The organism is Pseudomonas sp. B21128, from assembly GCF_044218865.1.
In the GTDB taxonomy this organism is placed as follows: domain Bacteria; phylum Pseudomonadota; class Gammaproteobacteria; order Pseudomonadales; family Pseudomonadaceae; genus Aquipseudomonas; species Aquipseudomonas iridis.
The window spans coordinates 337089-362248 of sequence record NZ_CP162590.1 but is presented as its reverse complement, the minus strand read 5'-3'; the positions used below and the strand labels follow the sequence as shown (position 1 = coordinate 362248).

Genomic DNA, 25160 nt, shown 5'->3' with positions numbered 1-25160 from the left:
CAGGCGAGAGGCAAGTTATGACTTGATTACCGGATAACAGGCATCGCCCCAAAGTGTTTTCGGGTTGTCGAGCATAAGCAGAATCACCAGGGGCACGAGCTTTGCCAGCAGGTTGGAGCAATCACGCAATTGTGTGCGATTGACGCTGCCGTCCCAGGTGGCTCCGCCATGAATCATTTGGTTGCGAAGGGTATAGATGCGGTTAAACATCACTCCTAGCACTTTTGCTGTATCGCGGCCAGCCAGTGCTGCATGTGCGCTACGTTTGCCGTTGAGCAAGCGCTCCTCCCACATGGCTTCAGTGATCTTGCCGTTCTGGAAGTCCCAGAAGCTTTGAAAAACGTAAGGGTTGTCTAGCAGTGCACGTATGCTCCCGGAGAACTCTGACCAAACCATTTTTTCGATTAGATGCTCGGTGTCCAGCGTACAAAGTTTTTGCAGGAAAGCCTTGAATGCCTCCTGTTCGGACAATCGATGCTGCTCATCAATATCGGTGGCATAGGCAGCGTTGAAAGCGATCCAGAGGAAGATGAAGCGCCCGTCAACGTCCTCTGCCTGTTCCGCACGATTGAGCCAGCTCAGGGCTCGGTGAACCCGTAGCGCAAGGTTGGGGTGGTGCGCGTCGCGTTCGTTACGGTGGCGTGTCTTGAGTGACTGGTAATCCATTCCAGGTGCTTCCTTTGGCTGAGGGGATCCGCGGGACCTTGAGGATCATGGTTTTATCGGCGGATGAGGGGCGGGATTGAGCATTCAATGAGCCCCTGCGACACATTATGACGCGATATGGCGTTAAGCTATCACGTAATAAAGTTCTGTATCTATTCACTGATACGTTATAGGGCATGTGTTTTGGATAACGCATTGTGTGTCCATCCAGCGCAGGCTCATATCTAGGCCCGAGACAAAAAATTGAGGCCAATGGTCGCGGAAGCGGGTGACGAAGACCTCCATTGCTTACTTACATTTAAGGTTTTTTGATGTTGAAACTCGATTCGCCGTTGGCGCGGATGAAGGCAATAGCGTCTGGGTTGTTCTTGTTGGCGGCAGCGCTCTATGTCGCAGCCTTGATGTTGATCCACTCCCATCCCGTGTTGGGGGGGTATATGAAAGCCTTCTCCGAGGCTGCGATGGTTGGCGCTATCGCCGACTGGTTTGCCGTTACTGCCCTGTTCCGACGCCCCTTGGGATTGCCTATTCCTCACACGGCCATCATCCCGCGCAACAAGGCGCGTATTGGCGCCAACCTGGGGGACTTTATTTGTACTCACTTTCTTTCACGTGAGCAGGTACTTCAGAAGGTCAGCGAATTTGATACTGCCAGGCGGTTGGCGCAATGGCTGTCGAAGGAAGACAACGCCGCAGTCTTGTCGGGTTTAGCCGTCAAGCTGGCTGGGCATGGTATTGGCGCCCTGCGTGACGAGCGTGTGCGCCAGTTTGTACGCAGCACTGCTCTGGCGCGCCTGGAAGAAGTTGATTTGGCAAAAATGAGTGGTCAGTTGCTGGAGGTGCTCACCGATGATGGGAGGGCACAGGAGGTACTCGACGCCGTATTGAATCAAGTCGATATTTCACTGCAAGGCGAAGCGACAAAAAAACGCATCGCCGACGTTCTGGCCACGGAGTTCGAGTTCTTGCGGTTCAACGTTTTCGGCAAGGAACTGCCTCTGCACAACGTTGCCGGCAACTGGTCATCGGCAAAGTTGGTCGAGCGAATCTCTGACGTGATCAGCGAGGTCAACCACGACACTGAACACCCGTTGCGCAAACATTTCGACCAGCAGTTGGTAGCCTTGGTGCATAAGCTCAAGGAGGAGCCAGCTTTTCGTTTGCGTGCGGCACAACTGCGCGCTCAACTCGTTCAGCACCCGGCACTGCACAGCTACCTGACTGACATGGTCGACGATGTAGTGAACTGGTTCGAGGAAGACATTACTCGAAGCGATTCCACAACGCGCCAGCGCTTGGAGGAGGGTACTCGCAAGCTTGGTGAAGCATTGAGCGAAGACGCTTTGATGCAGGGCTGGATAAACGACCAGATTCTGGCAATGGCGGGCCCATTGGTTGAGCGCTATCGCTCAGAGATCGGCCGCTACATCGCTCAACGCATCGAAGCCTGGAACGAGAAGGAACTGGTGGAGCAACTGGAGTCACACGTGGGCAAAGACCTTCAGTTTATTCGTATCAACGGAACATTGGTGGGAGGGCTGGTGGGGGTGATCATTCATCTTGGGACTGAGTTTGCATTACAGATGTGAGAAGCACTTTGAATCGTGGTCCTCAGGAGAGTGTAAATCCCCAGTGAGCTTGCCGCTTAAAGATTTCCAGGCGAAGGCCGACAAAACAAAAGGCTGAGGCGACCAACGACTGAACCTTCAATGAAGTTATCAGCCTGTCCGTCACAGCGGGTTCGGCGATTTAAAATGGATTTTCTTGGGGCGACGCAATTTGTCGCGAGGCATGGTCATGCTCAAACCAGCCAATAAACAGGAGTATGGATCATGCTGAAAAACTTTCTCGCCGCAGTTGGCCTCGTCGTTATCGCCAAGAAAGGGTACGAGGTGTATCGGTCTTACAAGTCAATGGAGGCGGAAAACGAGTTTTTGCGAAAGGGGCAGGGGCCTGTTTAGTGTCCATCCCATCGCCTTATTGCTGCTTGTAGATCTGCGTTTGATTGACAGGTTACCAATGCATGGCAAAGTGATATCGCTTGAAGGATGATCCGGGTTGCAGGTGTTCAGGCGCTAGTGTGCGCGCTGAACGTTATGACTTGGGGGCAACTTGTGTTTGATCCCGGATGCGCCAGCGCTTCCGACACTGCAATAAGGACATTTCATGCCAGCTGAAAATTGGCTGATTCAGCTCAATCGCGAGTCAGCTGAATTCGCGCGTTTGTATCAGGAGCGTCAAGAGGGAAAGACCGTCGACCGGACTTTGCGTATAGCGGTCTGTGGTCTGATGAACGCTGGCAAGAGCGCACTGCTCAATGCATTGACCGGCCATCTTGAAAACGAATTCTTCGAAACCAAAGCAGTGCGCTCGACTAAGACGGTGCAAACCTTAACCCATGGAGGGATTACTTACGTAGACACTCCGGGTATTGACGCCAATAACGAGGATGACCAGCACGCCTGGCGTGGCTTGGCGACTGCCGACATTATCCTGTTCGCCCACAACCTGGGCACGGGCACTCTGGAAACCGTAGAAATCAACTTCCTTAAGGAATTGAAACGGCGGCGTCCTGATATCGAAGACAGCTTACTGGTCGTTCTGACCCATGCCGAAAGTGCGTCGGAGCAAAGGCAGGATCGCCTGGACGCAATCAGCGCCATCCTCTCGGCGTTGTTCAAGGCACCTCGCACGTTGATCCCGACCTCGTTCACGACATACCGCAAAGGCGTGTTGGAGCAAAAGCCCGCCCTTATCGAACATAGTGGTATCAACCTGCTGCACCAGCACTTGAAGGCATTTGTCGAGCGCACCGAAAGCGAACTGCACGCCGTGCGCCGTACGCGAGATCAGCAGCGTCTGGGTAAGTTGGAGGCCATTGTCGATAAGGCCATCGCCAAGCGTGAACGCGCACTGGCTGCCGTCGAAGCCAAACAATCACAAGCTTTTCTAGTGTTGAGCCAGAGTGTGAATCAGTTGGTCAGCACGACCCGAGAACGCATCAGTCGCTACGAAACCCTTGAATCCGATTGAGAGAGCATTGCTATGTGGTGGTTTTTGGTGGTACCCGTGATCGGCGCCGTGGCTGCGGCCCTCACTAGCTCCGACGATGAAGAAAAAGAAGAGGCTGAACGCCGGGCACGCATTCAGGCCCGTGAGGCCGAAGCACAGGCCATTGCTCGTCGCAAACAGGCAGACCTGGAAAAACGTAAGGCTCAACTGGTTGCCGACGTTGATGGCCAACTGAACGATTTGTTTGCGACGCACCCCGCCGTGCTCTATCGAGCCGACGAGGGCGCGTTGCACGTCAGCGTTGACAGCCTTCGTGCCTTTGCAATCAAGAAGGTGCCGAGCAAACCAAAAACCATGTTGAAGCACCTGGAGGCAATTGCCCCCGGTGTAACCTTCAGCCCGATCTGGGTCAAGCAAGCTGTCCAGGCGCACGCGCTTCAGAAAGAAATCACGGGCCTTCAGCGCCTGAAAGAAGAATTGCTGGGATAAGTCACGATGACAGACCGCCACGCCAACAGAAATGATTTGTTAAATGTCTTCGCCGGGATTGCCGGTGAGTTCGATCAGGTCAAACGCCAGATCGATCGCCGGGAAAATGTCCTCAAGGCTCAGCTGAAGAAGCTTGACGACGCGCGCAAGACTTCGCCTTGGCGTGAAAGCCCGCTTGAGCAGCGTCACCCGTTGCAGGATATGGCTGAGCGCTGTCAGCAGGGGCTCGACAGTCAGCTTGATGCCTGGATCAGGAATGTCGAAAACTATGAGCGCAATACTTCGTTTCGCAAGGACTTCGATGACTCGCTACTGATCTTTGTCTACGGCAAGGTCAAAGCTGGAAAATCCTCCCTGGGGAATTATCTCGCCTACGGGAACTCTGCTCCGGACGCGGCCTTGATCGACAGCGCTTCCCCTCGCCCCGAGTTTTTCTGGCGCGAAAGTACCGGGACTGCAGAAACCATGTCCGCAGAGTTGATGAGCAAGCAGCGATGCTTTGGCGTCGACGTGGTGGAAGCGACCAGCTCTATCCAGGGTTTCAGGTTGCCGGGCATGACCTGGGTCGATTCCCCGGGGGTTCACTCGGTCAACAGCGTCAACGGCCGGTTGGCCGACGACTATGTCGCGTGTGCCGACCTGATCGTATTCCTGAGCAACTCTAGCAGTCCTGGCCGGCACTCCGATATGAATGAGGTCGTCGGGCTGCTCCAGAAAAAGAAAAACCTCATGGTGCTTATCACTGGCAGCGATGTGATTGAGGAGGATGTTGATGACTTGGGTAACTTGGTTAACCAACGGGTAATGAAGGCGCGATCCGATCGTGATGACCAGATTGGTTACGTCGGGTCGGAGCTGGCCAAGATTGACCCATCAGCACAATCGCTCCTGAATCAAATCAATATTCACTCGATTTCGGTGCGTTATGCCGAGGAAGGTGGCCCCCAGGAGCAGGCGCAACGCTGGCAGGACAGTGGGCTGGCCGACTTCGCCGCAGATATTGGCAACATAGCCCGTTCCAGTGGGCTCGCCCTCAAGCGCCAGACACCCTTGAAGAATCTGCAGGCGTTCTGCATCAAGCTGGCCGAATCGACGGATCAGCTGGAAAAAGAGCTGGTTGATATCAGAACAGGGCTGAGCGCCGCGCGTAAGGACCTGAAGCTGAGCGTCGATCATATTCTGAGCCAGCTCAGAAAAGAATTACCGGGTCAGATCGAAAAGTATGCCGATCAATATGCGATGAACGACCAGGCTTTTTCTGAAGCCTGCCGTAAATTGCTCGATCATGCTTTCCAGCATTACGCCAGCGAACTGTGTGATTCGATTGGCCAGAAATTCGAAAACATTGAAATTCAGGACCAAGCGGTTGGACCTGTCGCCCGAGAAGCCCCTCAGTTTTCAGAGCGCGTTGAAAAGATCAAATTCGACTCCCGCCGCAATGAGTCATTCGGCAGGGCCGGCGGGGCAGGATTCGGTGCCTGGGGGGGCGCTGAAGGTGGGGCAGCTCTAGGCACTTTGATTATGCCAGGTGTGGGGACGGTCATCGGTGGCCTGATCGGTGGCGCACTTGGAGCCTGGGCGGGAAACAAGGCTGGGGGCGCAGCGGGCGAATACTTCAATACCACTGAAGAAATCGAAGTGGCTGTGGGCGACAACCGCGACGAAGTTTCACTGGGGACCCGCGAACAGTTGCTTGAGCTTGCCGAGAACCGGCTGAATGTCCTGTATGAGCAACTGGACCAATTGTGCTTTATCGACATTGCCGACTGGTTGAAAAACTTCCACAGCGCATTAAAAGAGATGCGCCAGCACACGCTTACTCAAATTCAGGAAATCGAAAAGGAGCTGTCCCATGGCATTGCCTGACTTCGCACGGGTTATCCACACCTATGAACGGGTCAGCACCCCGCTGGGCCGTTGGCTGTCCGAACAACAACGTGATGAGCTGGGAGCCCGGTTGCAGACCAAGGCTGAGCAGTTACACCCTCGAATCATGGTCTACGGCAACTACAACGCTGGCAAAAGTACCCTGCTCAATGCCTTGATGGGGCGGGCAGATGCCAAGATGGCGGATCGACCGGAAACGGCCGCGGTAACTGAGTACCGCTGGGGCAATTACACGCTGCTCGACACACCTGGCATCGACGCGCCGATCGAGCATGAAGAGGTGGCTGAGAACCAGCTGCAAAATAGCGAAGTTGTGTTGTTCGTGGTCGCTGCAGGCGGTGCCACCGACGAAGCGAAAACCTGGGAGCGGCTGGTCGATATCGTCGCTTCAGAGCGCCGGTTAATGCTCATCGTCAACAACAAGGCAGGTATTACGGTCGGCGATCGCGATTATGTCGGCATCACCGATCGCCTGCGCATTCATCTGCAGCGTGCGGCGAGTGAGCGCGGTATTGAAAACATTCTGGACAAGGTCCCGGTGCAATGGGTCAATGCCAGAAGCGCCCTCAAAGGACGACTCGAAGACAAGGCGCCGCTGGTAAGCGCCAGCGGCATTCTTGACTTGGAGGAGGCGCTGGGTGACTTCCTTGAGCAAAGCGACACCGGGACAATCTTCGCGGCTTGTCGCAAAGACCTGGTGGTTGCGATCGAACAAGCCAATTTGCGGTTGGTGCAGGCCGGCAATGACCGTCAGGCTGAAGCGCTGACGAAAGCCAAACTGCAGATTGAAAACGAGCGCAGCCGTCTGACTGCATGCCTAAACGATCACCTGGATCGCGATTGTCGTAGCGCAAAGCAGGCAATTGTCAGTCTGATTACTTCAGTAGCAGAAGGACAAGTCAGGGGTGACACCAACCAGGCGATGGAAGAGGGGGCGGCAGAAGTTGTCCAGTCTCTGGGCGACAAACTGATGCGCACGCTGGAGTACGAGCTGCCCAAGACTCAGCAGAGCCTGGGTGAAATCGGTGAGAAACTGGCCGAGTCCACTCTCCGACACGCTGACGCCATGCTGAATGCGGATCTGGATGCGCCGCAGGATGCTGGTGAAAGCATCCTGTCGCCAGCCATCAAGGATGCCTTGAAGAAAGTCCCCATGGGTAATGTCAAGGACATGACTGAACAGGGAGTGAAAGCGGCACTGGAGCTAGGAAAAGAGTTTCTGCCCAAACTGTTCAAAGGTATTGGCCCCAAGACCATGGGACGCTGGGCCAGTACAGCGGGTCGCTGGGCGGGGCCTTTGGTACAGGTCGGCGTGGCGTTGTACGACATCTACCAGGCTATTCGTACAGAGAATGCGGAGAAGGCAGCGCAAGCTCGTCGTACCAAAGCCATCGACGACTCTGCCAGTTCGTTTGTCCACGATTTGCGTCAGGCCTACCAGTTCCAAATCACTCTGGTGGTTGAGCAGGTGTTCAAACCTATGGATGAGTGGATCGACGCGCAAAGCCAGGCTCTGGTGCAACAAGACAAGGCCGCAGAGAACGATAGAATTCTGTTCGAACAGGCACTGATTGAACTGCGCCCGCAAGACTGATCTGGTCCTTAACGCATCTCATCTCAACATTCGCTCCGGACATAGGACGGGGCGAATGCTTCCAGAGAGCCCAGAGTCACGCCTATTATTCTTCCATCTCGGAGGTTCAATTAATTCGTGATGCAGTGCGTCACGAATTAAAATGCCGGGTTGAGTCACTCATAAAGCCAAGGCTTCAACTCATCCAGATTCCTCACCACGATCTGCTGCGCCGCCGCTTTGGGGTCGAGCTTTTTCGGATCGATTTGAAAACGCTGCAACACATACTTGACCAAGGCGCGGCGTGTCGGAATGACCAGCACACCATCCTCCATGCCGAAATCGGCTTCGATGATTGCCTTCTGTTCTGGCTTGAGCCTTGAGTCGGGTTCGATGATCACGGCTACCTTGGTGTTCCAGTCTTCATCCTCGTCGATGAGGTTCTCGGTCTTGCGTTCGAACTCCGGTTGGCCGCGCAGACGACTCAGCACAAAATCCCGGTATTCACGATTCTTCTCGCAATACGCCCGCACATGCCAACGCATACCGGTGTAAATCAGTGTGTGTGGTGCAATCAAGCGAGTTTCTGGAGCCGGGTTAGCGAGTGAAACGTATGCGACTTCAATAACCTCGCTGTCGCGGCATGCCTTAAGCAATGGACGCAATACTTCAGGTCGAATCGTCCGGTCCGGCACCTCCAGAACCATGGTGTGGGCATACGCCAAGGCCAAACCTTCCACATGCGGTGCACGGGAATGGGTCTGGTTCAGCAGGTGCAGATAAGCGCTGGCGCTGTCGTCGATGAACAATGGCTTGAACTGTTTGCTGGGGACGTAGCCCTTCAGCTGCTTGTCATATGTAAGGTTTTTAGGCGCATGTTCGGTGATGTAAGTGTTGATGTCCTTGGACGCCTGCTGACGACTGATCCCGAAGCTTTGGATCAGGTGCACTGTGGTCAGCCGGCCTTCCCACCAGGCGACAGTCTCGATCAGACGATAGCGAAGTGCCAGATCCCAGCGAACTTGCTTGATGTCTTGTTTGCGTTTCATGACCGCTCCATGTGCGTGAATACTTTACCTGTATAAGTCTACATTCTAGACCTGTCGTATAACACTACATATCTTGTGTCTGTCTTCGAGATTTATCGAACTCACGGAAGGAAGTGGACATGAGTATGTCGGAAGCGGTTTCGACAGGTGCTTTGCTGATGATGGGGGCAATCCTGCTGGTGCTTCTGCTGCAGTACCTGAGGTTGCGTGAACTCTGGCAAATGGCTCTTGGATATCAAAAGAACGCGCGTTGGGCACGGATCTGCGAAATGGAGAACCGGGAGCTGCGCTCGGCTCTACGCGCTGAGAAAGCGCACATCGAGCAGTTGCAAAGAAAGCTCGTGATTTTGCAAGAATTGATACCAGCAGTGTGAAGGAGAAGGATATGAACAGACTTGAAAGGATCAAAGGCTGCCTTCTGGGTGGTGCCGTCGGAGATGCGTTGGGCGCCGCGGTAGAGTTCCTCGATTGGCCTGCAATCGAAGCTAAATTCGGTCCACAGGGAATCGTTGATTTTTCCCCAACTTTCGGTATCACCGGTGCCATCACCGACGACACGCAGATGATGCTCTTCACGGCCGAAGGCTTGCTGCGGGCTTATGTGTGCGGCAGTTCGCGAGGGATTTGCCACGTTCCCAGCATTATCCATCATGCGTTGCTGCGCTGGTTGATGACCCAGGATTACCCTACGGCGATTCCGGTCAGCACGGACGGGTGGCTGATCGAGCAGCCAGAACTTTGGTCTCGGCGTGCCCCTGGCACTACCTGCCTCAATGCACTCAAAGTCAGTCCACGTCTAGGCGCAGTCGCCGAAAACAACAGTAAAGGCTGTGGCGCTGTGATGCGCGTAGCGCCCTGTGCATTCTTTGCCAACGCCTTCGACTACGCTGCCCAGTCCGGGCGCCTGACTCACGGGCACCCCAGCGGTTACCTTGCGGCAGGGCTATTCGCTGACATCCTGCAGCGGATGGTTGACCGGCAAGACAGCCTCGAACACGCAATCACCGAAAGCCTGGCCAAATACGGGCAAGAGCCCGGTATGGAAGAAACCCGCAGTCTTATCGAACGTGTGCTGTTTTTCTTCTATGAAGGCTACCAGCCCACCCCGCAACGCATCGACGAACTCGGTGGCGGTTGGGTCGCTGAAGAGTCGCTGGCAATTGGTCTTTGGTGCGCCCTGACGGCGAGCTCGTTTGAGGAGGGCGTGATCACGGCAGTGAATCACGGTGGCGATAGCGACAGCACCGGGCTGATAGCCGGGCACCTGTTGGGTGCTCAGTATGGTGCGGCGGCGATTCCAGTTCGATGGTTTGGACAGTTGGAATTGCGTGAGGTGATCGAGCAAATGGCCGAGGATATCGAACGCGTTCCGCGCGATTACTGTGGGTATGGTGGGGAGTTCGATCAGTTGATCGAGCAGATGTATCCCAGCGGGTGAGGGAGCTGATGGCGACGCATTTTTATTTCGCCACTGAGCTATTCGCTGCGTAGGCTTACCAAAGCAAGCTCGCTAGGCTGCCCTTTGAAGCCATCTTGAAGTGGCACAGGCATTTGTCAGGCATTAATCCTGAGAATCAGCTTTAACCTTATTAGAACCGACAAAAACGGCTAATATCAGCGGATTTTTATGAGCAGATTTAGCTATGACAGATCGCTGGCTCAGTGTTGATGAAATTGCCGGACACCTCGGCGTCAGCAAGGACACCGTTTATGCATGGATCGCCAAACGCAGCATGCCAGCTCACAAGGTCGGTCGGTTGTGGAAGTTCCAGAAGGTTGAGGTGGATACCTGGGTCAAAGCTGGCGGAGCCAGTGACGAATCACAACAGGTGCAAAGCGATGGCTGAGCGTTATCGTCTTTCTTTCACCACGGGCGGCCTGTTTTTGCAGGAAGCACCGCTGGTTGTGGAGCGCTATTTAGCGCTGTGTGATTGGAAGCAAACACGGGAGCAGGTGCGTGGTGAGAACCTGTTGCAAGTTCGTACATCAGCTGCAGCGACACGTATCAGTAAGGAATTGATCGCGCGTCTGGAGCTGTTGGATCCAGAGGAACTGGAGTTCTTGGTGGATGGCAGCCTGCGCGAGCAAGGCTACCTCCTGTGGGCTGCAGCTTGCCGGCGCTATACCTTCATCCGCGACTTCGCTCGCGAAGTTCTGCGCGAGCATTTCCTGCTTATGCGCCGCCAACTTACGACAAGCGATTACGATGCCTTCTGCAATGCCAAAGCTTTGTGGCATGCCGAGCTGGATGAATTGGCTGCGTCCACGCAAAGCAAGTTGCGGCAAAACCTGTTCCGCATGTTGCGGGATGCCGACTTGATCAGCGCACAGCACCAGATCCAGCCTGTGTTGATAAGTCCAGCGCTGGCCCATTTACTGGCTCGCCACGATAACGAGCAATTGCTGATATTCCCGGCAACTGACCATGAACTTGAAAGGTGGCTGCAATGAGCCAAAAAATCAGTCAGCAGCCGCTGGCAGCCCGCTTTGAACACCTCTTGAACGTCATGAGCGGTCAGCGCTTTCTGGAAATGAAGGGGCTAAATAATGATCTGCCGTTCTACATCTGCGAATTCAAGGCGGCTGAAGCCTTTGAGATACAACGCATGCAGCGGCAACTGGTCAACACGTTGGCCGGTCTGCGTATCGATTGTTTGCAGGGGCGTGGTGTGAAGGTATTGGAAGTCAGCCTGTACGATCTGACCATCGACCTGCTAAAGGCTCGTGAGGGCAGTGACGAAGGTGTCAGCTTGTGGGAGCAGATCCGGGCGGTTGAGCCCGATGTGGATAAAGAAGGTCTGCTGGAGCTTTTGCAGGGTGTATTGGATATCAAGGAACACCTGGTCCCGGCTATTGGCGAACGTATTGCCCAGGCAGATTACGACGTGCTTTTCCTTTCCGGCATCGGTGAAGTGTTCCCCTATATTCGCTCGCACAACGTGCTCAACAATCTGCAAAGCACGGCCAAGGACAAACCCACGGTGATGTTCTTCCCCGGTGAGTATCGGCATTCGCTGGAGCAGGGCGCGTCTCTGGAGCTGTTTGGCTTGCTGCACGATGACAAGTACTACCGCGCATTCAATATTTTCGAGTCTCAGGTGTAAGGAAGCAGTCAATGGAACTCAATGGCATTTTCAAAAACTCCGTCGGCCGACCGATTGAAGGCGTCATCAAAGCTGACGACGAGACCAGCCTGTACAACGAGCTGAGCGAATACGTACTCACTAACGAAGTTGCTAAGCGGCTGGATCCCTTCCTGGATGCCTACACCGACTATCACCATGCCAACGGCGTTTGGGTATCCGGTTTCTTTGGCTCGGGTAAGTCGCACCTGCTGAAAATGCTTGCCTTGCTGCTGGAAAACCGCAAGGTCGATGGCAGTACCGCACTGGATATCTTCCTACCCAAGATCAAAACCGACGACGAGTTACTACGCGCCAAGTTTAAAAAAGCCGTCGCAATTCCATCGAAAAGTATCCTATTTAACATTGACCAGAAAGCCGACATCATCAGCAAGACTCAAATCGACGCCTTGCTCTCGGTATTCGTCAAAGTCTTTAACGAGATGTGCGGTTACTACGGTAAGCAGGGCTATATCGCCCAGTTTGAGCGTGATCTGGATAGTCGTGAATTGTTTCGTCCGTTCAAGGAAGCCTACCAGAGCATCGCGAACAAGTCCTGGGAGCGTGGTCGCGAACAGGCGCTGCTGGAGGCCGGTAACATTGCCAAAGCCTACGCTCAGATCACTGGCGAAGACCTGGCACTAGCTAAAGGAATCCTCGACAAATACCGCGCCCAACACAGCGTTTCCATTGAAGACTTCGGCAACCAGGTCAAGGAATGGCTGGACAAACAGCCGTCCAACTTCCGCCTGAACTTCTTTGTCGATGAAGTCGGCCAGTACATTGCCGATAACACCAAACTCATGACTAATCTACAGACTGTGGCTGAAAGCCTGGCCACCAAGTGCCTAGGGCGGGCGTGGATTATCGTCACAGCACAGGAGGATATGGACTCCGTGATGGGTGATATGAGCAAGCAGCAAAGCAACGACTTCTCTCGTGTCCAGGCGCGCTTTGCCAATCGCCTCAAACTTACCAGTGCCGACGTAGCTGAAGTGATCCAGAAGCGCTTGTTGACCAAGAACGATACCGGTACGGATCTGCTGAAAACCGTCTACGAACAACAGTTCAATAACTTCAAAACTCTCTTCGAGTTTGCCGACGGCGGCCAGCACTATCAGAACTTCCGCGATCTAGAGCACTTCACCTACTGCTACCCATTCGTGCCGTACCAGTTCCCGCTGTTCCAGTCGGCTATTCGTGGAATATCCATGCACAACGGCTTTGAGGGCAAGGCCAACTCGGTGGGCGAACGCTCCATGCTCGGTGTATTCCGCGAAGTGGCCATGGCTATCGACAACGAGCCAGTGGGCCGGCTGGCCACCTTCGATCGCATGTTCGAAGGCATTCGCGGCGCGCTGAAAAGCGCTATTCAAAGCGCCATCAACAATGCCGAACGGCACCTTGGCGACCCATACGCGGTGCGCGTGCTCAAAGCATTGTTCTTGGTCAAGTACGTCAAGGAGTTCAAGGCCACTCTGCGCAATCTCAATGTGCTGATGCTGGAGCGTTTTGGCGAAGACATTCCAGCCCAACGCAAGAAGCTGGAAGCGGCGCTCAACTTGCTGGAGCAGCAAACTTACATCCAACGCAATGGCGAGCTCTACGAGTACCTGACCGACGAAGAGAAGGACATCGAAGAAGAGATCAAAAACACTGAGATCGAATCCGCCGATGTTATCAAGGAACTGGAAACCTTACTTTTCGACGGTGTGATCAAACAGCGCAAAATTCGCTATGAAAACGGCCAGGACTACGCCTATACGCGCAGAATGGACGACCGTTCGCTCAGCCGCGAGTTTGAGTTGGCCATCCACATTGTCACTCCGCTAAGTGACAACTTCGATAACCTCACCGTGCAGCGCATGCAGAGCATGGGACGCGATGAGCTGCGCGTAGTGCTGCCGGCTGATGCCCGGTTCATGCAGGATCTCACCCTGCACAAGCGCACTGAGAAATACATCCGACAGAACAGCAGCACCCAGCAGGAAGCAGTCAAACGCATTATCGATGCCAAGGGCTTTCAGAATACGGAGCGTTTGGCCGAACTGCAGGATCGTGCCAGAGAGCTGCTCGGCAAAGCGCACTTGATCATCAACGCTGCCGATGTGGATGCCAGCAGCAACGACGGTCAGGCCCGTATTCTCAAAGGCATCTATCAGCTGATCGAAACTACTTATCCGAACCTACGCATGCTGCGCGATGTGCCGTTCAACGAGAACGACATCGGCAAGTACCTGCGCCAGGCACAAGACGGCCTGCTTGGCAACGACGCCACCAGTCTGACCGAACCAGAGCAGGAGCTGCTGGCTTATATTCAGAGTAACGCCCGCGGCGGTGTGCGCACCACGGTCAAAACTCTACTTGAGCGCTTCGAACGCAAAAACTACGGTTGGTACTACGCGGCCATCCTCTGCAACCTCGCATTGCTTTGCGCACGTAGTAAGGTGGAAGTACGGCAAGACAGCAACCCACTGGAAGGCGACAACCTGGAGCGCAGTCTGCGTAACACCAACGCTCACACCACATTGGTGCTGGAGCCGCAAATCGAGTTCAGCGCCTCCCAGGTGCGCCATCTAAAAGAATTCTTTGCCGATTTTTTCGACCGTCCCGCCAGCTGCAACGAAGCCCGCGCTCTGGCACGTGAAACCATCGACGCCATCAAAGAGCTGGAGATTGATTTAGCCGACCTGCATGGGCAAAAAGCCTTGTATGGTTTCCTCAGCGTGCTGGATGGTGTGATGGCTACCCTAAAGGAAATCGCCGGCAAAAACGCCAGCTGGTTCCTTACCGACCTGTCCCGCGCCTCCGATGCCATGCTCGACACCAAAGAGCAGATCATTGAGCCGCTGCGTCGCTTCATGGGTAGCCCGCAAAAAACTATTTACGATCAGGCTCGCCAACTGGTGCAGGAGCAGGAAGACAATTTCGCCTATGTCGCCACGAGTGAGGTTGAAGCCATCAAGGCATTACTCACCGAGAATAAACCCTGGCAAGGTAACCGCCTACAGCAGGCCAAACCGCAACTGGAGGCCCTGCAAAAAGCCATTGCCAATCAGCTAGCCAGTGAAAAGGCCACTGCAGTCAGCCGTCTTGCTGAGTTGGAGCTGCGCCTGCAGGGTGGTAACGAGTACAGCAGCCTTAAGCCCGAGCAGCAGGCTCAGCTCGCAGCGCCGTTTATTGAAGCTCGGCAGTCAATGCAAGGACAGAAGCGAATCGCCATGATCCGCGATCAGCTGCGTGCTTTTGAGGACAATCAATACGCGCAGTTACTGCTCAAATTGGAGCAACTGTCTCGTCCGCAACCGGTATCTGCTCCAGTTCCGCCCATTTCTCCGCAGCCATCGGGAAATCAGGGCATCGACTGTCCGCCACCACAAAGCGCAGAACCACCCCGAGTGGTCGAACCACCGCGCCTGGTGTCCGCGCGTACCATTAAGGTGGCTTACAGCAAACCTTGGCTGGCCAATGAAACCGAGCTGGATGACTACCTGCAGCAGCAGCGCGAAGCTTGGCTGAAAGAGATCCAAGCAGGCAACCGCGTACAGATTTGAAACGGACAAGTGCCCCGATCATTTTTGTGAAAAAAAATAAATGATTGAGCTGGCCCATAAAGAGACGAATGATGGAAACCACCAAACTCAAGAAGTTCGCACAGCACGCCCGCCGTCTGTTGCTGGAGCAAGTCGGCGCCAAGCTCGCCTTGGTACTCGATGTCAGCAGCGCCGCCCGCCGCGAGAATCCGCAGGCCGTGGCCCAGTTGGAAAAGCAGATTGCTGCATTCAGCCGCGAGCAGCTCATCGACAAGGTGGCCTACACTTGGTTCAATCGCTTCTGCGCCCTGCGCTTTATGGATGTGAATGCCTATACGCGCATCCGCGTGGTATCGCCCGCTGACGAAGGCCAGTTCCAGCCGGAAATACTGGCTGAAGCCAAAGCTGGCCACATCGATGAAGATCGCGTGCCCGAAAAAATCAGCCGGCAGATCCAAGCCCTGCTCAGTGGCACCGCGCCTAGCCACGACCCGCAGCAAGAGGCCTACCGCCTGCTAGTGGTGGCCGAGTGCAATAGCTTCCACAGTTCCATGCCTTACCTATTCGAGCGCATCGCGGATTACACCGAGCTGCTGATGCCTGATGACCTGCTCTCGGGCAATTCTGTTCTGGCCTACACCCGTGAAGCCCTTACGCCAGACGCTTGCACGGATGTTGAGGTGATTGGCTGGCTCTACCAGTTTTACATCTCTGAGAAAAAGAACGCTGTGTTTGAAGGGTTGAAAAAGAACCAGAAGATCACGCCTGAAAATATCCCCGCCGCCACCCAGCTATTCACCCCGCACTGGATTGTGCGTTACCTAGTGGAAAATTCCCTAGGACGTCTGTGGATGCTCAACCACCCTAGCTCATCACTGGTCGGGCAGATGGACTACTACATCAAACCCGAGGCTCTCGAAACCGACTGTTTCAAGATCACGCGGCCCGAAGACATCAAAGTCTGCGACCCGGCCTGCGGCTCTGGCCACATGCTCACCTATGCCTTCGACCTGCTTTATGCAATCTACGAAGAAGTTGGGACGGACCCGAGTGAGATCCCCGAGAAAATCCTTACCCACAACCTCTACGGCATCGAGCTAGATGAGCGAGCAGGGGAGCTGGCCGCTTTTGCCCTGACCATGAAAGCCCGCGCCAAACAGCGCCGCTTTTTCAACAAGGCCATCAAGCCAAACATCTGCGTGCTGGAAAAGGTGGCGTTCAGTCACGATGAGCTGGATGAATACATTACAGCCGTGGGGCGCGACCTGTTCACCATCGACCTGCGCGAAACCCTCAAACAGTTCGAGGAAGCCGACAACTTTGGCTCGCTGATTCGCCCTAATCTCACCAGCGTGCAGAACGTATTGCCGGTACTGGAAGCTAAGGACATGGTGGGCAACCTGTTCCTTGCCGGAACCCACGCCAAGGTGCTGCAGGTGCTGCGCATGGCCGATTACCTGAGCCCGCGCTACGCGGTGGTGATCGCCAACCCGCCGTATATGGGCGGCAAGGGCATGAATGGGCGGCTGGGCGCCTGGGCCAAGGAAAACTATCCCAGCAGCAAATCCGATCTGTTTGCCATGTTTATCGAACGCAATCTTGATCTGGCCGTGCCAGCAGGTGCAGTGGCCATGATCACCATGCAAAGCTGGATGTTTCTGTCCTCGTTCGAGTTACTGCGTGCTCGCATTCTGGGACAGCACACCATCCTGTCCATGGCGCATTTGGGGGCACGAGCATTTGACAGTGTCGGTGGCGAGGTGGTCTCCACCACAGCCTTTGTGCTGGAGAACCAGCACAAGCCTGAATACAAAGGTGCGTTTGTGCGCCTAATTGATGGAAATTCTGAAGCGGAGAAGGCGGTAATGCTCAAAGAGGCCATTCAATGATTACCCGCCTGGAACTTAAGAAATTCACCGCTTTCACTGACCTGACCATTGATTTCTCCCCCAAGATCAACGTAATCATTGGCGAGAATGGCAACGGTAAAACCCAGCTTCTCAAAAGCGTTTATGCCTTATGTGGGGGTGGCGCCTTGCAGGTTGGCAGCACTGGCAACGAACTTGCGCTAGCCCTTACCCGCAAACTGGTTCGGCTTCTCATGCCGTTGGATGACAAGCTAGGCAACATGCGCCGTCCCGGTGCCCGTGGCAATGCGCAGCTTAAAGCAACGTTTGCGCTAGGCGAAGAACTTGCCCTTACTTTCAATGGCTCTTCAGAAGTAGCCACCGTCAACTCCAACGCTGCGTATGCAAATTATCGGGCCGAGCCGATATTTGTACCTACCAAAGAAGTTTTGTCGCTGGTGCGTGGTATGACTGATGCCAATCATGACCAACGCACAGTCGAGTTGATCTTCGATGACGGTTATCTGGATCTGGCGCAGATGTTGTTGCGCAAGAGCGTGGATGATCCTGAGTCCAGGATCAATTTAGATCCGCGCTTTGACAGTATCGTACCGAAGCTTGCCAATCTGATTGGTGGTCGCTACCAACTGGAAAACGGTGGCTTCAGTTTTCAGTCTGGGACGTATGTTGAAACGTTGGGGCAAAGCAGTGCTGAAACAAAAGCCCCGCAAGTATTTCAAAAGGCCACTACGCGATTTGTGCCTGCCAAGACTGCAGTGCTATCAAGCGGCATGACCGCCGAGGGCTTCCGTAAGATCGGCATGCTCCAGCGTTTGCTAACCAACGGTACTCTCAACCCCGGTGTAAGTGGCCCCCTGCTGTGGGATGAGCCCGAATCGAACCTCAATCCTAAGCTGATGAAGCTTCTAGTGGAAATTTTGCTGGAACTCTCCCGCAACGGCCAGCAAGTGATTCTGGCGACGCATGACTATGTGTTGCTGAAGTGGATCGACCTGCTGATGAATAAGGGCAAGGGCGATCATGTGATGTTTCATGCCTTATATCGAGATGAAAAAACAGGCGAGGTGAAGGCAGATAGCATGGATGATTACCGTGCCATCACCCCTAATGCGATTGCCGACACCTTCAACGATCTGACGAAAGAACAAGTCAATCGAAAGATGGGGGGCTTGGGAAAATGAAGCTCCGCGAACGCGATCTTGAGATTGACTTTACCGATGCAGTTGATGCCATTGTCTTTGATCAAATGAAGCCAGAGCGCCCGAACTATCACGGTCTGGCAGAGATGCACCGGGTGGATTTTGTCGTCGAATTCGAGCAGGCTATTGTGTTTGTAGAGGTCAAGGATCCGGGCAATCCGAAGGCTCAGGCCAAAGGCCTAGAAAAGTTTCGTACTGAACTTAATGATGGCACCCTCAGCAGTACATTTGCTGCCAAATTTCTTGATTCGTTCATCTATCGCTGGGCTGAAGCTCGGCTTGATAAGCCCGTTCACTACTTAAATTTGGTCACATTGGAGAGCGAGTTGCTGCCCAACTTTTCCGACGAAATTGAGCGGATGCTCCCTCCTAAGGGTAAAGCTGTGCCGCGCTGGAAGCGACAGTTAGTCGTGAATTGTCAGGTATTCAATATAGAAACCTGGAACGAAAACTTCCCCAAGTGGCCTGTCATCCGCTTGCCCGCTGCAGAAGCACGGCCATGAAAATTATGGCATTGCTAGGTGCCCGCGGGTGCGTCGACGTTCAGGCGCTGCGCCAGTTTCAGTCCAGCCACCGCTCGCCGAGCGGACCATTTAAGCCCGTGCCGGATGGCTTTACGCCCGCCCACGCGAGAAAAACCCTGCCCAAGGGGGGAGAGTAATGAGTCAGGAAAATCAAAAAAAAATGGAGCAGCATTTCTTTCGGGGTTCTGCGGCGGATTTCAAAAAGATTCCGGGGAGTCCAATTGCGTATTGGGTGAGCCCTAAAAGTGCTGATCTTTTTGAAAGTTTCGAACGTTTGGGATCATATTCTGATATTAAAACGGGTATGCAGACGGGCGATAATGAGAAATTCCTTCGATTATGGCCAGAAGTTTCGGCCAGTTGTATCAATAGACCTAACGCTGAGTTGGGTGGGGGGCGATGGCACTTATACTCAAAAGGCGGTGATTTCAGACGTTGGTATGGCAATGTCGAACATGTAGTCGACTGGAAAAATGACGGGAATGAAATAAAAACCTTAAAGGTTAATGGCTCATTGCGATCAAGGGTTAGAGACCTATCCAATTATTGTCTGAAAGCTGCGTCTTGGTCATTTGTTAGCTCCGCATCGTTTGGATGTCGATACAAAGAGCCTGGAGTATTTTTTGATGTTGCGGGTTCCTGTGCGTTAGAAAAATCTACGCCCATCGAGCAAGTTCTTGGCTTCTTATGCTCTAAATTATCGTCAGTTTTTCTCAACGCTCTTAACCCTACACTCAATTTTCAGATTCAGGACATCTCAAACCTCCCTTATAGGTCAATTATCTCTGGCGTCACGGAAGTAAAACAATTAATTGATATTTCAAAAAACGATTGGGATTCCTACGAAACATCCAGTAACTTCACCAGTCAGCCGTTATTGACACTAGATTTCCACCAGCCAAACCTGAAACAAACTTACCAGAAACTACGCGTCCGCTGGCTCGCGATAACGCAAAAAATGCAGCGTCTCGAAGAAGAAAACAACCGCATATTTATCGAAGCCTACGGCCTGCAGGACGAGTTGACGCCCGAGGTGCCGCTCAAGGAAATAACGCTCACATGCAATCCGCATTACCGCTACGGTGATGATAAGACTGAAATCGATCTGGAGGCGCAGTTGCAGAGCGACACCATGGCTGAGTTCCTCAGCTACGCTGTAGCCTGCATGTTTGGCCGCTATAGCCTGGACAAACCTGGGCTTGTGCTGGCCAACCAAGGCGACACTCTGGCTGAGTATCTACGCCAGATTCCTGAGCCTCGCTTTATGCCGGACGAAGACAACGTTATTCCGCTGCTGGATGGCGAATGGTTTGCCGACGAGGTGACTGAGCGCTTCCGTACATTTTTGCGCGTTACCTTTGGCGAGGCCCACTACGAGGCTAATCTGGCCTTTATTGAACAGTCGCTGGGCAAGGACGTGCGCAAGTACTTCCTCAAGGATTTTTACGCCGACCACGTGAAGCGCTACAAAAAGAGGCCCATCTACTGGCTGTTCTCCAGCCCCAAGGGCACTTTCAATGCGCTGATCTACCTGCACCGCTACCGTCCGGATACGGTGAGCGTGGTGCTGCGATACTTGCGCGACTTCCGTAAGAAGCTAGCTGCACGGCTGGACTACCTCCAGCAAGTCGGCATCAGCACCTCCGCCAGCCAAGGCGAAAAGACCCGTGCCCTCAAGGAAATCGAAACGCTCAAAAAGCAACTGCTGGAGCTGGACGACTACGAGCGTGACACCCTCTACCCGTTGGCTACTGAGCAGGTGGCGCTGGATCTCGACGATGGCGTTAAGGTGAACTACCTCAAGCTAGGCTCGGCGCTCAAGAAGATCATCGGACTGGATGCCAAGGAAGACTGAGATGTCAGGACGCTTCGAGAAGGCGATCACGATTCGCCAGGCGATACGCAACATCGATGACCGGACGTTTCTGCTCCCGGCGATCCAGCGCAATTTTGTCTGGTCGCCCCAGCAGATCTGCGTGTTATTTGATTCCCTGATGCGCGAGTATCCGATCAATACATTCATGATGTGGGATGTGACGAGCCCGGAGATCAAGAACAAATACCGCTTCTACAGCTTCCTAACCGACTACTGTCAGCGATTCAAGGAGTCCAATGACTACGTTCCGACTCAGGGCGACTTCAAAGACTTCAAAGCAGTCATCGATGGACAGCAGCGGCTGACTTCGATCTACATCGGTTTGAAGGGCACTTATGCCTACAAGCAGCCTCGTGTCTGGTGGCCCAATGCGCGTAACGACCAAGTGCTGCCGCCACGTCGACTCTATCTGGATCTTGCCAAGGGGCTGGACGGAGCGGACAACGACTCGATGGCCCACTACCATTTCCGATTTCTGACCGAAAAGCAGGTGTCGGCGTTTAGTGATGACCCTTCCTCGCGCTGGTTTGAAGTGGGTAAGGTGTTGAGCCTGCCTGACGTGCGCTCTGTAGATGAGATTCCGTTCGAGGTGGTCTTGCCCTACCTTGAGAAGCATGGACTGGCCTCCAACAGCTTTGCGCGTAAGGCTTTGACCCGCCTGTACTATCTCGTCAGGCATGAAGAGGTAATCCACTTCTACAACGAGGAAAGTCAGGATATCGATCACGTACTGGATGTATTCATCCGCACGAACAGTGGCGGTACGCCGCTGGCGTTTTCGGACTTGTTGATGTCGATCGCCATCGCTAACTGGGATGGGGATGCTCGCAAAGATATAGACGAACTGGTGACCGAGGTACGGCAAAGCTCGGAGATGCAGTTCTCGATTGGCCGTGACTGGGTGCTTAAGACCTGTCTGATGCTGACGGGGGCTGATGTGCGGTTCCGGGTCAAGAACTTCGACTCCGATCAGGTGAGCATCATCCAGCAGCAGTGGCCGGAGATCAGGGCTTGTGTGGTCGCAACCTTCAAGCTGCTGCGCAAATTCGGCTTAAACGACCAGTCGCTGAGAGCCAAGAACGCGGTCATCCCGCTGGCGTTCTATATGTACAAGCAGTCCTTCCGTGACAAGCCGCTGTATCACACCATCAACAACATCAACTACCTACGCGAAGAGCGCTTGGCGCTGTCCCGCTGGTTACATATGGTGCTTTTGCGAGGGATATTTGGTGGGCAGGCTGATGGTGTTCTGACCAAGATGCAGCGGTTGTTGGCTAGGCATTTGGACAAGGGGCAGTTCCCCTTGGATGAAATCATTGAGGCCTTCACCGCAACCAACAAGGATCTTCGTTTTGATGAGGCCTATCTGAGGGGGCTCCTTGATATCCAGTATGAGGATTCAAGGTGCCGTTCGGTCCTAAGCCTGCTATTCCCCGAGATCAATGAGAACCTGCAACTGGACATCGATCATCTGCATCCGAGCAGCGCCTTTGCAAAGGCTGCTCTAGCCAAAAAGGATTTCCTTCAAAAAGATCCCGGTTTGATGGCGTTCTATCAGAGCTCCATTAACTGGAACTCGATTGCCAACCTGCACCTGCTAAATGCTTCGCAGAACCGCTCGAAGAAGGATCTGTCACTGGCCGACTGGATGACAGAGAAGGACACCGGATTCAAGCCGGTCGACCTCCTACTGAATGACGACGACAGTCTGCATTTTGCTCACTTCCAGACGTTCTGTGAAAAGCGTCGGGAAGCGTTGATGCAACGGCTGCGCCGCAATGTCGTGGTTAGCGGAACGCTTTCGATGATCGAGGAAGTGCTGGACGAAGATGAAGAGATCGAGGCCGTGGCATGAGTAACCCCAAAATCAGCCAGGCCCTGAGCAACCTGTTCGACAAGCAGCGCATAGTGTTCTGGTATGACACGCGCCTGGAATTTCGCGCTGATTTCGAGACGCTGGAGTTGCCGGATGTCGAGAAAATCGAGCTGGCTAACAATGAGTTTGGCGTGAAATACCGCCTCCTGCGCGAGCAACCGGAACAGAAGTTTCTGCTCTACCGTGAAGGTGCTGAGCCTCCGCATTTGCACAATTGGCTGTTGGATGTGCAGCTCGCCAGTGGCAATTGCTTCCGTACCGATCAGGTTGCCTTGTGGCTGGCTGAGCTGGAGTTGGGACCGGACTGCTATCCGTTGTTGGAAGCGCATGTGGCGTTTTTCGAATCAGCCAAGCGCCGCGAGGCACTCGGTAAGTTACTGGAACCGGGTGATTCGCAGAACCTGCTGCAACTCAAAATGCTTGCTGTATGCGCCGGCAACGAGCCGCGCCTGGATGTGATTCTGGAAAACCTGCTGGGTGATCTGGCCGCTAGCAAAGATGTGCGGGTCAAGTTAATCGAAAGCAGCGGCTTGAATGTCTATTTGTGGGAGCAGGTGAAGCGCGCCTATGGCTATAGCTCCGAGCAACCAGGGTTGCACGATTTCGTTATCGAGCTGTTTAAGGCTTGTTTCATGCTTGGGATCGACCCGGCTTATAAGGCGCGACTGTCCGCTGAGGCGCTGGTGTTCCTCAAACGCTGGAAGGACAGTCGTTCACATGAGCAGAGTTTCGAGACACTGTCTGAGCAGTGCGCGGCGGTGCTGCAGATCGACGACAAGCTGCAAACCCTGGACTGGCGTAGCCTGCTGGAGCTGGATTATTTCGAGCTGATCGACCGCAAGATCCTCAGTGAGCTGGTACGTGCCGTGGTGGCCCGTACAGTGACCGCTCAGGAGGTGGAGCAGTGGGTACGCCAGCGCCGTCAGAGCCACTGGTTTGAGCGCTTCAAGGATGTGTACCTGGCGCTGGAGCATGCGGCGCAGTTCATCCAGGTACTGGACATCACGCAGCTGCAAATGGAGTCGCTGACTGATGGCGTGCAAAAGTACGCCAGCCAGTGGTTCAGGCTGGATCAGCGTTACCGCAAATTCGTCTATCACCTGCGCGAATCCGGCCAGGCTTCGTTGCTGGGTGAGTTGGCTATGCAGGTCGAGAATCTGTACGGCAACAACTACCTGAGCCGTCTTAACGACCGCTGGCAGCAGCATGTGGATGCAGCTCAGCAGTGGGAGGCAGCGCCCGTAGTATTGCAGCGCAATTTCTTCAGCCGCTACGTGCAGCCTTTTGTGGAGCGAAAAACCAAGGTGTGCGTGCTGATTTCCGATGCGTTCCGCTATGAGGTAGGCGAGGAACTGCAAAGTCTGATTCGTCAGGAGGATCGCTTCGAGGCCGAGTTGGAGCCGATGCTGTCGATGCTGCCGAGTTATACCCAGCTGGGCATGGCGGCGCTGCTACCCAACAACAGCCTGCAATTGGCCGATAATGACAGTGGCGATGCCATAGTGGATGGTCAGAGCGCTCAAGGCTCGGTCAACCGGGGCAAGATTCTGGCGACCAGGGTGCCAGCATCCCAGGTGGTACGAGCTAAGGATCTCCTGGCGATGAACCAGGCCGACTCTCGTGCCTTGCTGCGCGACAATGAGGTGGTTTACGTTTATCACAACCTGATCGACAAGACCGGTGACACCCGTGATACCGAAGAGCGAGTGTTTTCGGCGGCCGAGGAAACGCTCAGTGAGCTGATCCGTCTGGTGAAGAAGCTGACCAACGCCAATGCCAGTAACCTGCTGATCACTGCCGATCATGGCTTCATCTATCAGAATCATCCGCTGCAGGAGAGCGATTTCCTCAGCGGTGAGCCGGAGGGCGATGAGGTCCTCTACCGCGACCGGCGTTTTGTACTGGGTCGTAGTTTGCGCGAAAGCGCCAGCTTTAAAACCTTCAACCCGGTGCAGCTAGGCCTGACGGGAACGCTTATGGTGCAGATTCCAAAATCGATCAACCGTCTGCGGCTGAAAGGCTCTGGCAGCCGCTTTGTGCATGGCGGCGCCACCCTGCAAGAGGTTGTGATCCCGGTCATCCGCATTAACAAGAAGCGCCAGAGCGATGTGGGTCGGGTGGAGGTGGAGTTCATCGGTGGCGGTGGCAAGACCATCACCACCGGGCAGTTGGCCGTGGTGCTCTATCAAACCGAGGCAGTGACCGAGAAACTGCAGTCGCGCCGGTTGCGTGCAGGTTTGTTCACGCTGGACGGTGAGCTAGTATCCGATCAGCATGAGCTGTTGTTCGACTTCAGTTCTGCTAACCCGCGTGAACGGGAGCTGCCGGTGCGTTTCATTCTCAGCCGCAAGGCCGATGAGGCGAATAATCAGCAGGTGGAACTGCTCCTTGAAGAGACCGTGGACGGCACTTCACACTTCACACGGTACAAAGCCGCGCGTTACACCATTCGCCGCTCGTTCAGCAGCGAATTTGATTTTTAAGCA

General features: G+C 54.2%; 19 protein-coding genes. 17 read left to right on the top strand and 2 right to left on the bottom strand.

Features of this window, described 5'->3' with window-relative positions; all coding sequences use genetic code 11:
• Nucleotides 1-15: 15 nt before the first annotated feature.
• On the bottom strand, nucleotides 16-666 hold the full coding sequence (locus AB4P91_RS01615; RefSeq protein ID WP_395604175.1) for a hypothetical protein: 651 nt from the start codon (nucleotides 664-666) through the stop codon (nucleotides 16-18).
• A 311-nt stretch (nucleotides 667-977) separates the two neighbouring features.
• Here AB4P91_RS01615 and AB4P91_RS01610 point away from each other — a divergent pair, with 311 nt between their 5' ends.
• From AB4P91_RS01610 to AB4P91_RS01590, 5 genes are all read left to right on the top strand, one after another.
• Nucleotides 978-2255, top strand: coding sequence for a DUF445 domain-containing protein (locus AB4P91_RS01610; RefSeq protein ID WP_395604174.1), 1278 nt, complete (start codon nucleotides 978-980; stop codon nucleotides 2253-2255).
• A gap of 577 nt (nucleotides 2256-2832) precedes the next feature.
• On the top strand, nucleotides 2833-3699 hold the full coding sequence (locus tag AB4P91_RS01605) for a GTPase (RefSeq protein ID WP_052915314.1): 867 nt from the start codon (nucleotides 2833-2835) through the stop codon (nucleotides 3697-3699).
• Between the two features lie 12 nt (nucleotides 3700-3711).
• A complete protein-coding gene (locus AB4P91_RS01600) occupies nucleotides 3712-4167 on the top strand; it encodes a hypothetical protein (RefSeq protein ID WP_395604173.1) in 456 nt (151 codons plus the stop codon).
• Nucleotides 4168-4173: 6 nt separating this feature from the next.
• Entirely contained in the window at nucleotides 4174-6033 is a 1860-nt protein-coding gene (locus AB4P91_RS01595; RefSeq protein ID WP_177095213.1) for a hypothetical protein, read from the top strand.
• A complete protein-coding gene (locus tag AB4P91_RS01590) occupies nucleotides 6020-7648 on the top strand; it encodes a GTPase (RefSeq protein ID WP_177095211.1) in 1629 nt (542 codons plus the stop codon). Before AB4P91_RS01595 ends, AB4P91_RS01590 begins: the two co-directional genes overlap by 14 nt.
• Nucleotides 7649-7803: 155 nt before the next feature.
• On the opposite strand, the gene AB4P91_RS01585 is transcribed toward AB4P91_RS01590, so the two are convergent.
• Nucleotides 7804-8676 carry a WYL domain-containing protein gene (locus tag AB4P91_RS01585; protein ID WP_010463608.1) on the bottom strand — a complete coding sequence of 291 codons (873 nt, stop codon included), beginning with the start codon at nucleotides 8674-8676 and terminating at the stop codon, nucleotides 7804-7806.
• Nucleotides 8677-8795: 119 nt separating this feature from the next.
• Between AB4P91_RS01585 and AB4P91_RS01580 the strand changes: the two genes are divergently transcribed.
• From AB4P91_RS01580 to pglZ, 12 genes are all read left to right on the top strand, one after another.
• The gene (locus AB4P91_RS01580; protein WP_395604172.1) at nucleotides 8796-9050 is read left to right on the top strand and encodes a hypothetical protein; all 255 of its coding nucleotides are present in this window, start codon (nucleotides 8796-8798) and stop codon (nucleotides 9048-9050) included.
• An 11-nt stretch (nucleotides 9051-9061) separates the two neighbouring features.
• On the top strand, nucleotides 9062-10114 hold the full coding sequence (locus tag AB4P91_RS01575; RefSeq protein ID WP_395604171.1) for an ADP-ribosylglycohydrolase family protein: 1053 nt from the start codon (nucleotides 9062-9064) through the stop codon (nucleotides 10112-10114).
• A gap of 205 nt (nucleotides 10115-10319) precedes the next feature.
• A complete protein-coding gene (locus AB4P91_RS01570; protein ID WP_395604170.1) occupies nucleotides 10320-10523 on the top strand; it encodes a helix-turn-helix domain-containing protein in 204 nt (67 codons plus the stop codon).
• Nucleotides 10516-11127 (top strand): DUF1819 family protein, encoded by a 612-nt coding sequence (locus AB4P91_RS01565; RefSeq protein WP_395604169.1) that lies wholly within the window; start codon nucleotides 10516-10518, stop codon nucleotides 11125-11127. The genes AB4P91_RS01570 and AB4P91_RS01565 overlap by 8 nt, the downstream gene beginning before the upstream one ends.
• Nucleotides 11124-11780, top strand: coding sequence for a DUF1788 domain-containing protein (locus AB4P91_RS01560; RefSeq protein WP_060765716.1), 657 nt, complete (start codon nucleotides 11124-11126; stop codon nucleotides 11778-11780). Before AB4P91_RS01565 ends, AB4P91_RS01560 begins: the two co-directional genes overlap by 4 nt.
• A gap of 11 nt (nucleotides 11781-11791) precedes the next feature.
• Nucleotides 11792-15352, top strand: a complete 3561-nt coding sequence (gene brxC, locus AB4P91_RS01555; protein ID WP_395604168.1) for a BREX system P-loop protein BrxC — start codon at nucleotides 11792-11794, stop codon at nucleotides 15350-15352.
• A gap of 71 nt (nucleotides 15353-15423) precedes the next feature.
• The gene (gene pglX / locus AB4P91_RS01550) at nucleotides 15424-17220 is read left to right on the top strand and encodes a BREX-1 system adenine-specific DNA-methyltransferase PglX (protein WP_060765714.1); all 1797 of its coding nucleotides are present in this window, start codon (nucleotides 15424-15426) and stop codon (nucleotides 17218-17220) included.
• Nucleotides 17217-18380: an ATP/GTP-binding protein gene (locus AB4P91_RS01545; RefSeq protein ID WP_395604167.1), complete on the top strand. Its 1164-nt coding sequence runs from the start codon at nucleotides 17217-17219 to the stop codon at nucleotides 18378-18380. The genes pglX (AB4P91_RS01550) and AB4P91_RS01545 overlap by 4 nt, the downstream gene beginning before the upstream one ends.
• The gene (locus AB4P91_RS01540) at nucleotides 18377-18901 is read left to right on the top strand and encodes a hypothetical protein (protein WP_060765712.1); all 525 of its coding nucleotides are present in this window, start codon (nucleotides 18377-18379) and stop codon (nucleotides 18899-18901) included. Before AB4P91_RS01545 ends, AB4P91_RS01540 begins: the two co-directional genes overlap by 4 nt.
• A 157-nt stretch (nucleotides 18902-19058) precedes the next feature.
• Nucleotides 19059-20777, top strand: coding sequence for a BREX-1 system adenine-specific DNA-methyltransferase PglX (gene pglX / locus AB4P91_RS01535; RefSeq protein WP_395604166.1), 1719 nt, complete (start codon nucleotides 19059-19061; stop codon nucleotides 20775-20777).
• A 1-nt stretch (nucleotide 20778) separates the two neighbouring features.
• Nucleotides 20779-22653, top strand: coding sequence for a DUF262 domain-containing protein (locus AB4P91_RS01530; RefSeq protein WP_395604165.1), 1875 nt, complete (start codon nucleotides 20779-20781; stop codon nucleotides 22651-22653).
• Entirely contained in the window at nucleotides 22650-25157 is a 2508-nt protein-coding gene (pglZ, locus tag AB4P91_RS01525) for a BREX-1 system phosphatase PglZ type A (RefSeq protein WP_395604164.1), read from the top strand. Before AB4P91_RS01530 ends, pglZ begins: the two co-directional genes overlap by 4 nt.
• Nucleotides 25158-25160: the final 3 nt, after the last annotated feature.

Bases quoted from the DNA above. Each gene is read 5' to 3' on its own strand.
- brxC (WP_395604168.1), top strand. From the start codon at position 11,792: ATGGAACTCAATGGCATTTTCAAAAACTCCGTCGGCCGACCGATTGAA.
- AB4P91_RS01585 (WP_010463608.1), bottom strand. From the start codon at position 8,676: ATGAAACGCAAACAAGACATCAAGCAAGTTCGCTGGGATCTGGCACTT.
- AB4P91_RS01570 (WP_395604170.1), top strand. From the start codon at position 10,320: ATGACAGATCGCTGGCTCAGTGTTGATGAAATTGCCGGACACCTCGGC.
- AB4P91_RS01600 (WP_395604173.1), top strand. From the start codon at position 3,712: ATGTGGTGGTTTTTGGTGGTACCCGTGATCGGCGCCGTGGCTGCGGCC.
- AB4P91_RS01545 (WP_395604167.1), top strand. From the start codon at position 17,217: ATGATTACCCGCCTGGAACTTAAGAAATTCACCGCTTTCACTGACCTG.
- AB4P91_RS01575 (WP_395604171.1), top strand. From the start codon at position 9,062: ATGAACAGACTTGAAAGGATCAAAGGCTGCCTTCTGGGTGGTGCCGTC.
- pglX (WP_060765714.1), top strand. From the start codon at position 15,424: ATGGAAACCACCAAACTCAAGAAGTTCGCACAGCACGCCCGCCGTCTG.
- AB4P91_RS01530 (WP_395604165.1), top strand. From the start codon at position 20,779: ATGTCAGGACGCTTCGAGAAGGCGATCACGATTCGCCAGGCGATACGC.
- AB4P91_RS01605 (WP_052915314.1), top strand. From the start codon at position 2,833: ATGCCAGCTGAAAATTGGCTGATTCAGCTCAATCGCGAGTCAGCTGAA.
- pglZ (WP_395604164.1), top strand. From the start codon at position 22,650: ATGAGTAACCCCAAAATCAGCCAGGCCCTGAGCAACCTGTTCGACAAG.
- AB4P91_RS01565 (WP_395604169.1), top strand. From the start codon at position 10,516: ATGGCTGAGCGTTATCGTCTTTCTTTCACCACGGGCGGCCTGTTTTTG.
- pglX (WP_395604166.1), top strand. From the start codon at position 19,059: ATGAGTCAGGAAAATCAAAAAAAAATGGAGCAGCATTTCTTTCGGGGT.
- AB4P91_RS01560 (WP_060765716.1), top strand. From the start codon at position 11,124: ATGAGCCAAAAAATCAGTCAGCAGCCGCTGGCAGCCCGCTTTGAACAC.
- AB4P91_RS01615 (WP_395604175.1), bottom strand. From the start codon at position 666: ATGGATTACCAGTCACTCAAGACACGCCACCGTAACGAACGCGACGCG.
- AB4P91_RS01590 (WP_177095211.1), top strand. From the start codon at position 6,020: ATGGCATTGCCTGACTTCGCACGGGTTATCCACACCTATGAACGGGTC.
- AB4P91_RS01595 (WP_177095213.1), top strand. From the start codon at position 4,174: ATGACAGACCGCCACGCCAACAGAAATGATTTGTTAAATGTCTTCGCC.
- AB4P91_RS01540 (WP_060765712.1), top strand. From the start codon at position 18,377: ATGAAGCTCCGCGAACGCGATCTTGAGATTGACTTTACCGATGCAGTT.
- AB4P91_RS01610 (WP_395604174.1), top strand. From the start codon at position 978: ATGTTGAAACTCGATTCGCCGTTGGCGCGGATGAAGGCAATAGCGTCT.
- AB4P91_RS01580 (WP_395604172.1), top strand. From the start codon at position 8,796: ATGAGTATGTCGGAAGCGGTTTCGACAGGTGCTTTGCTGATGATGGGG.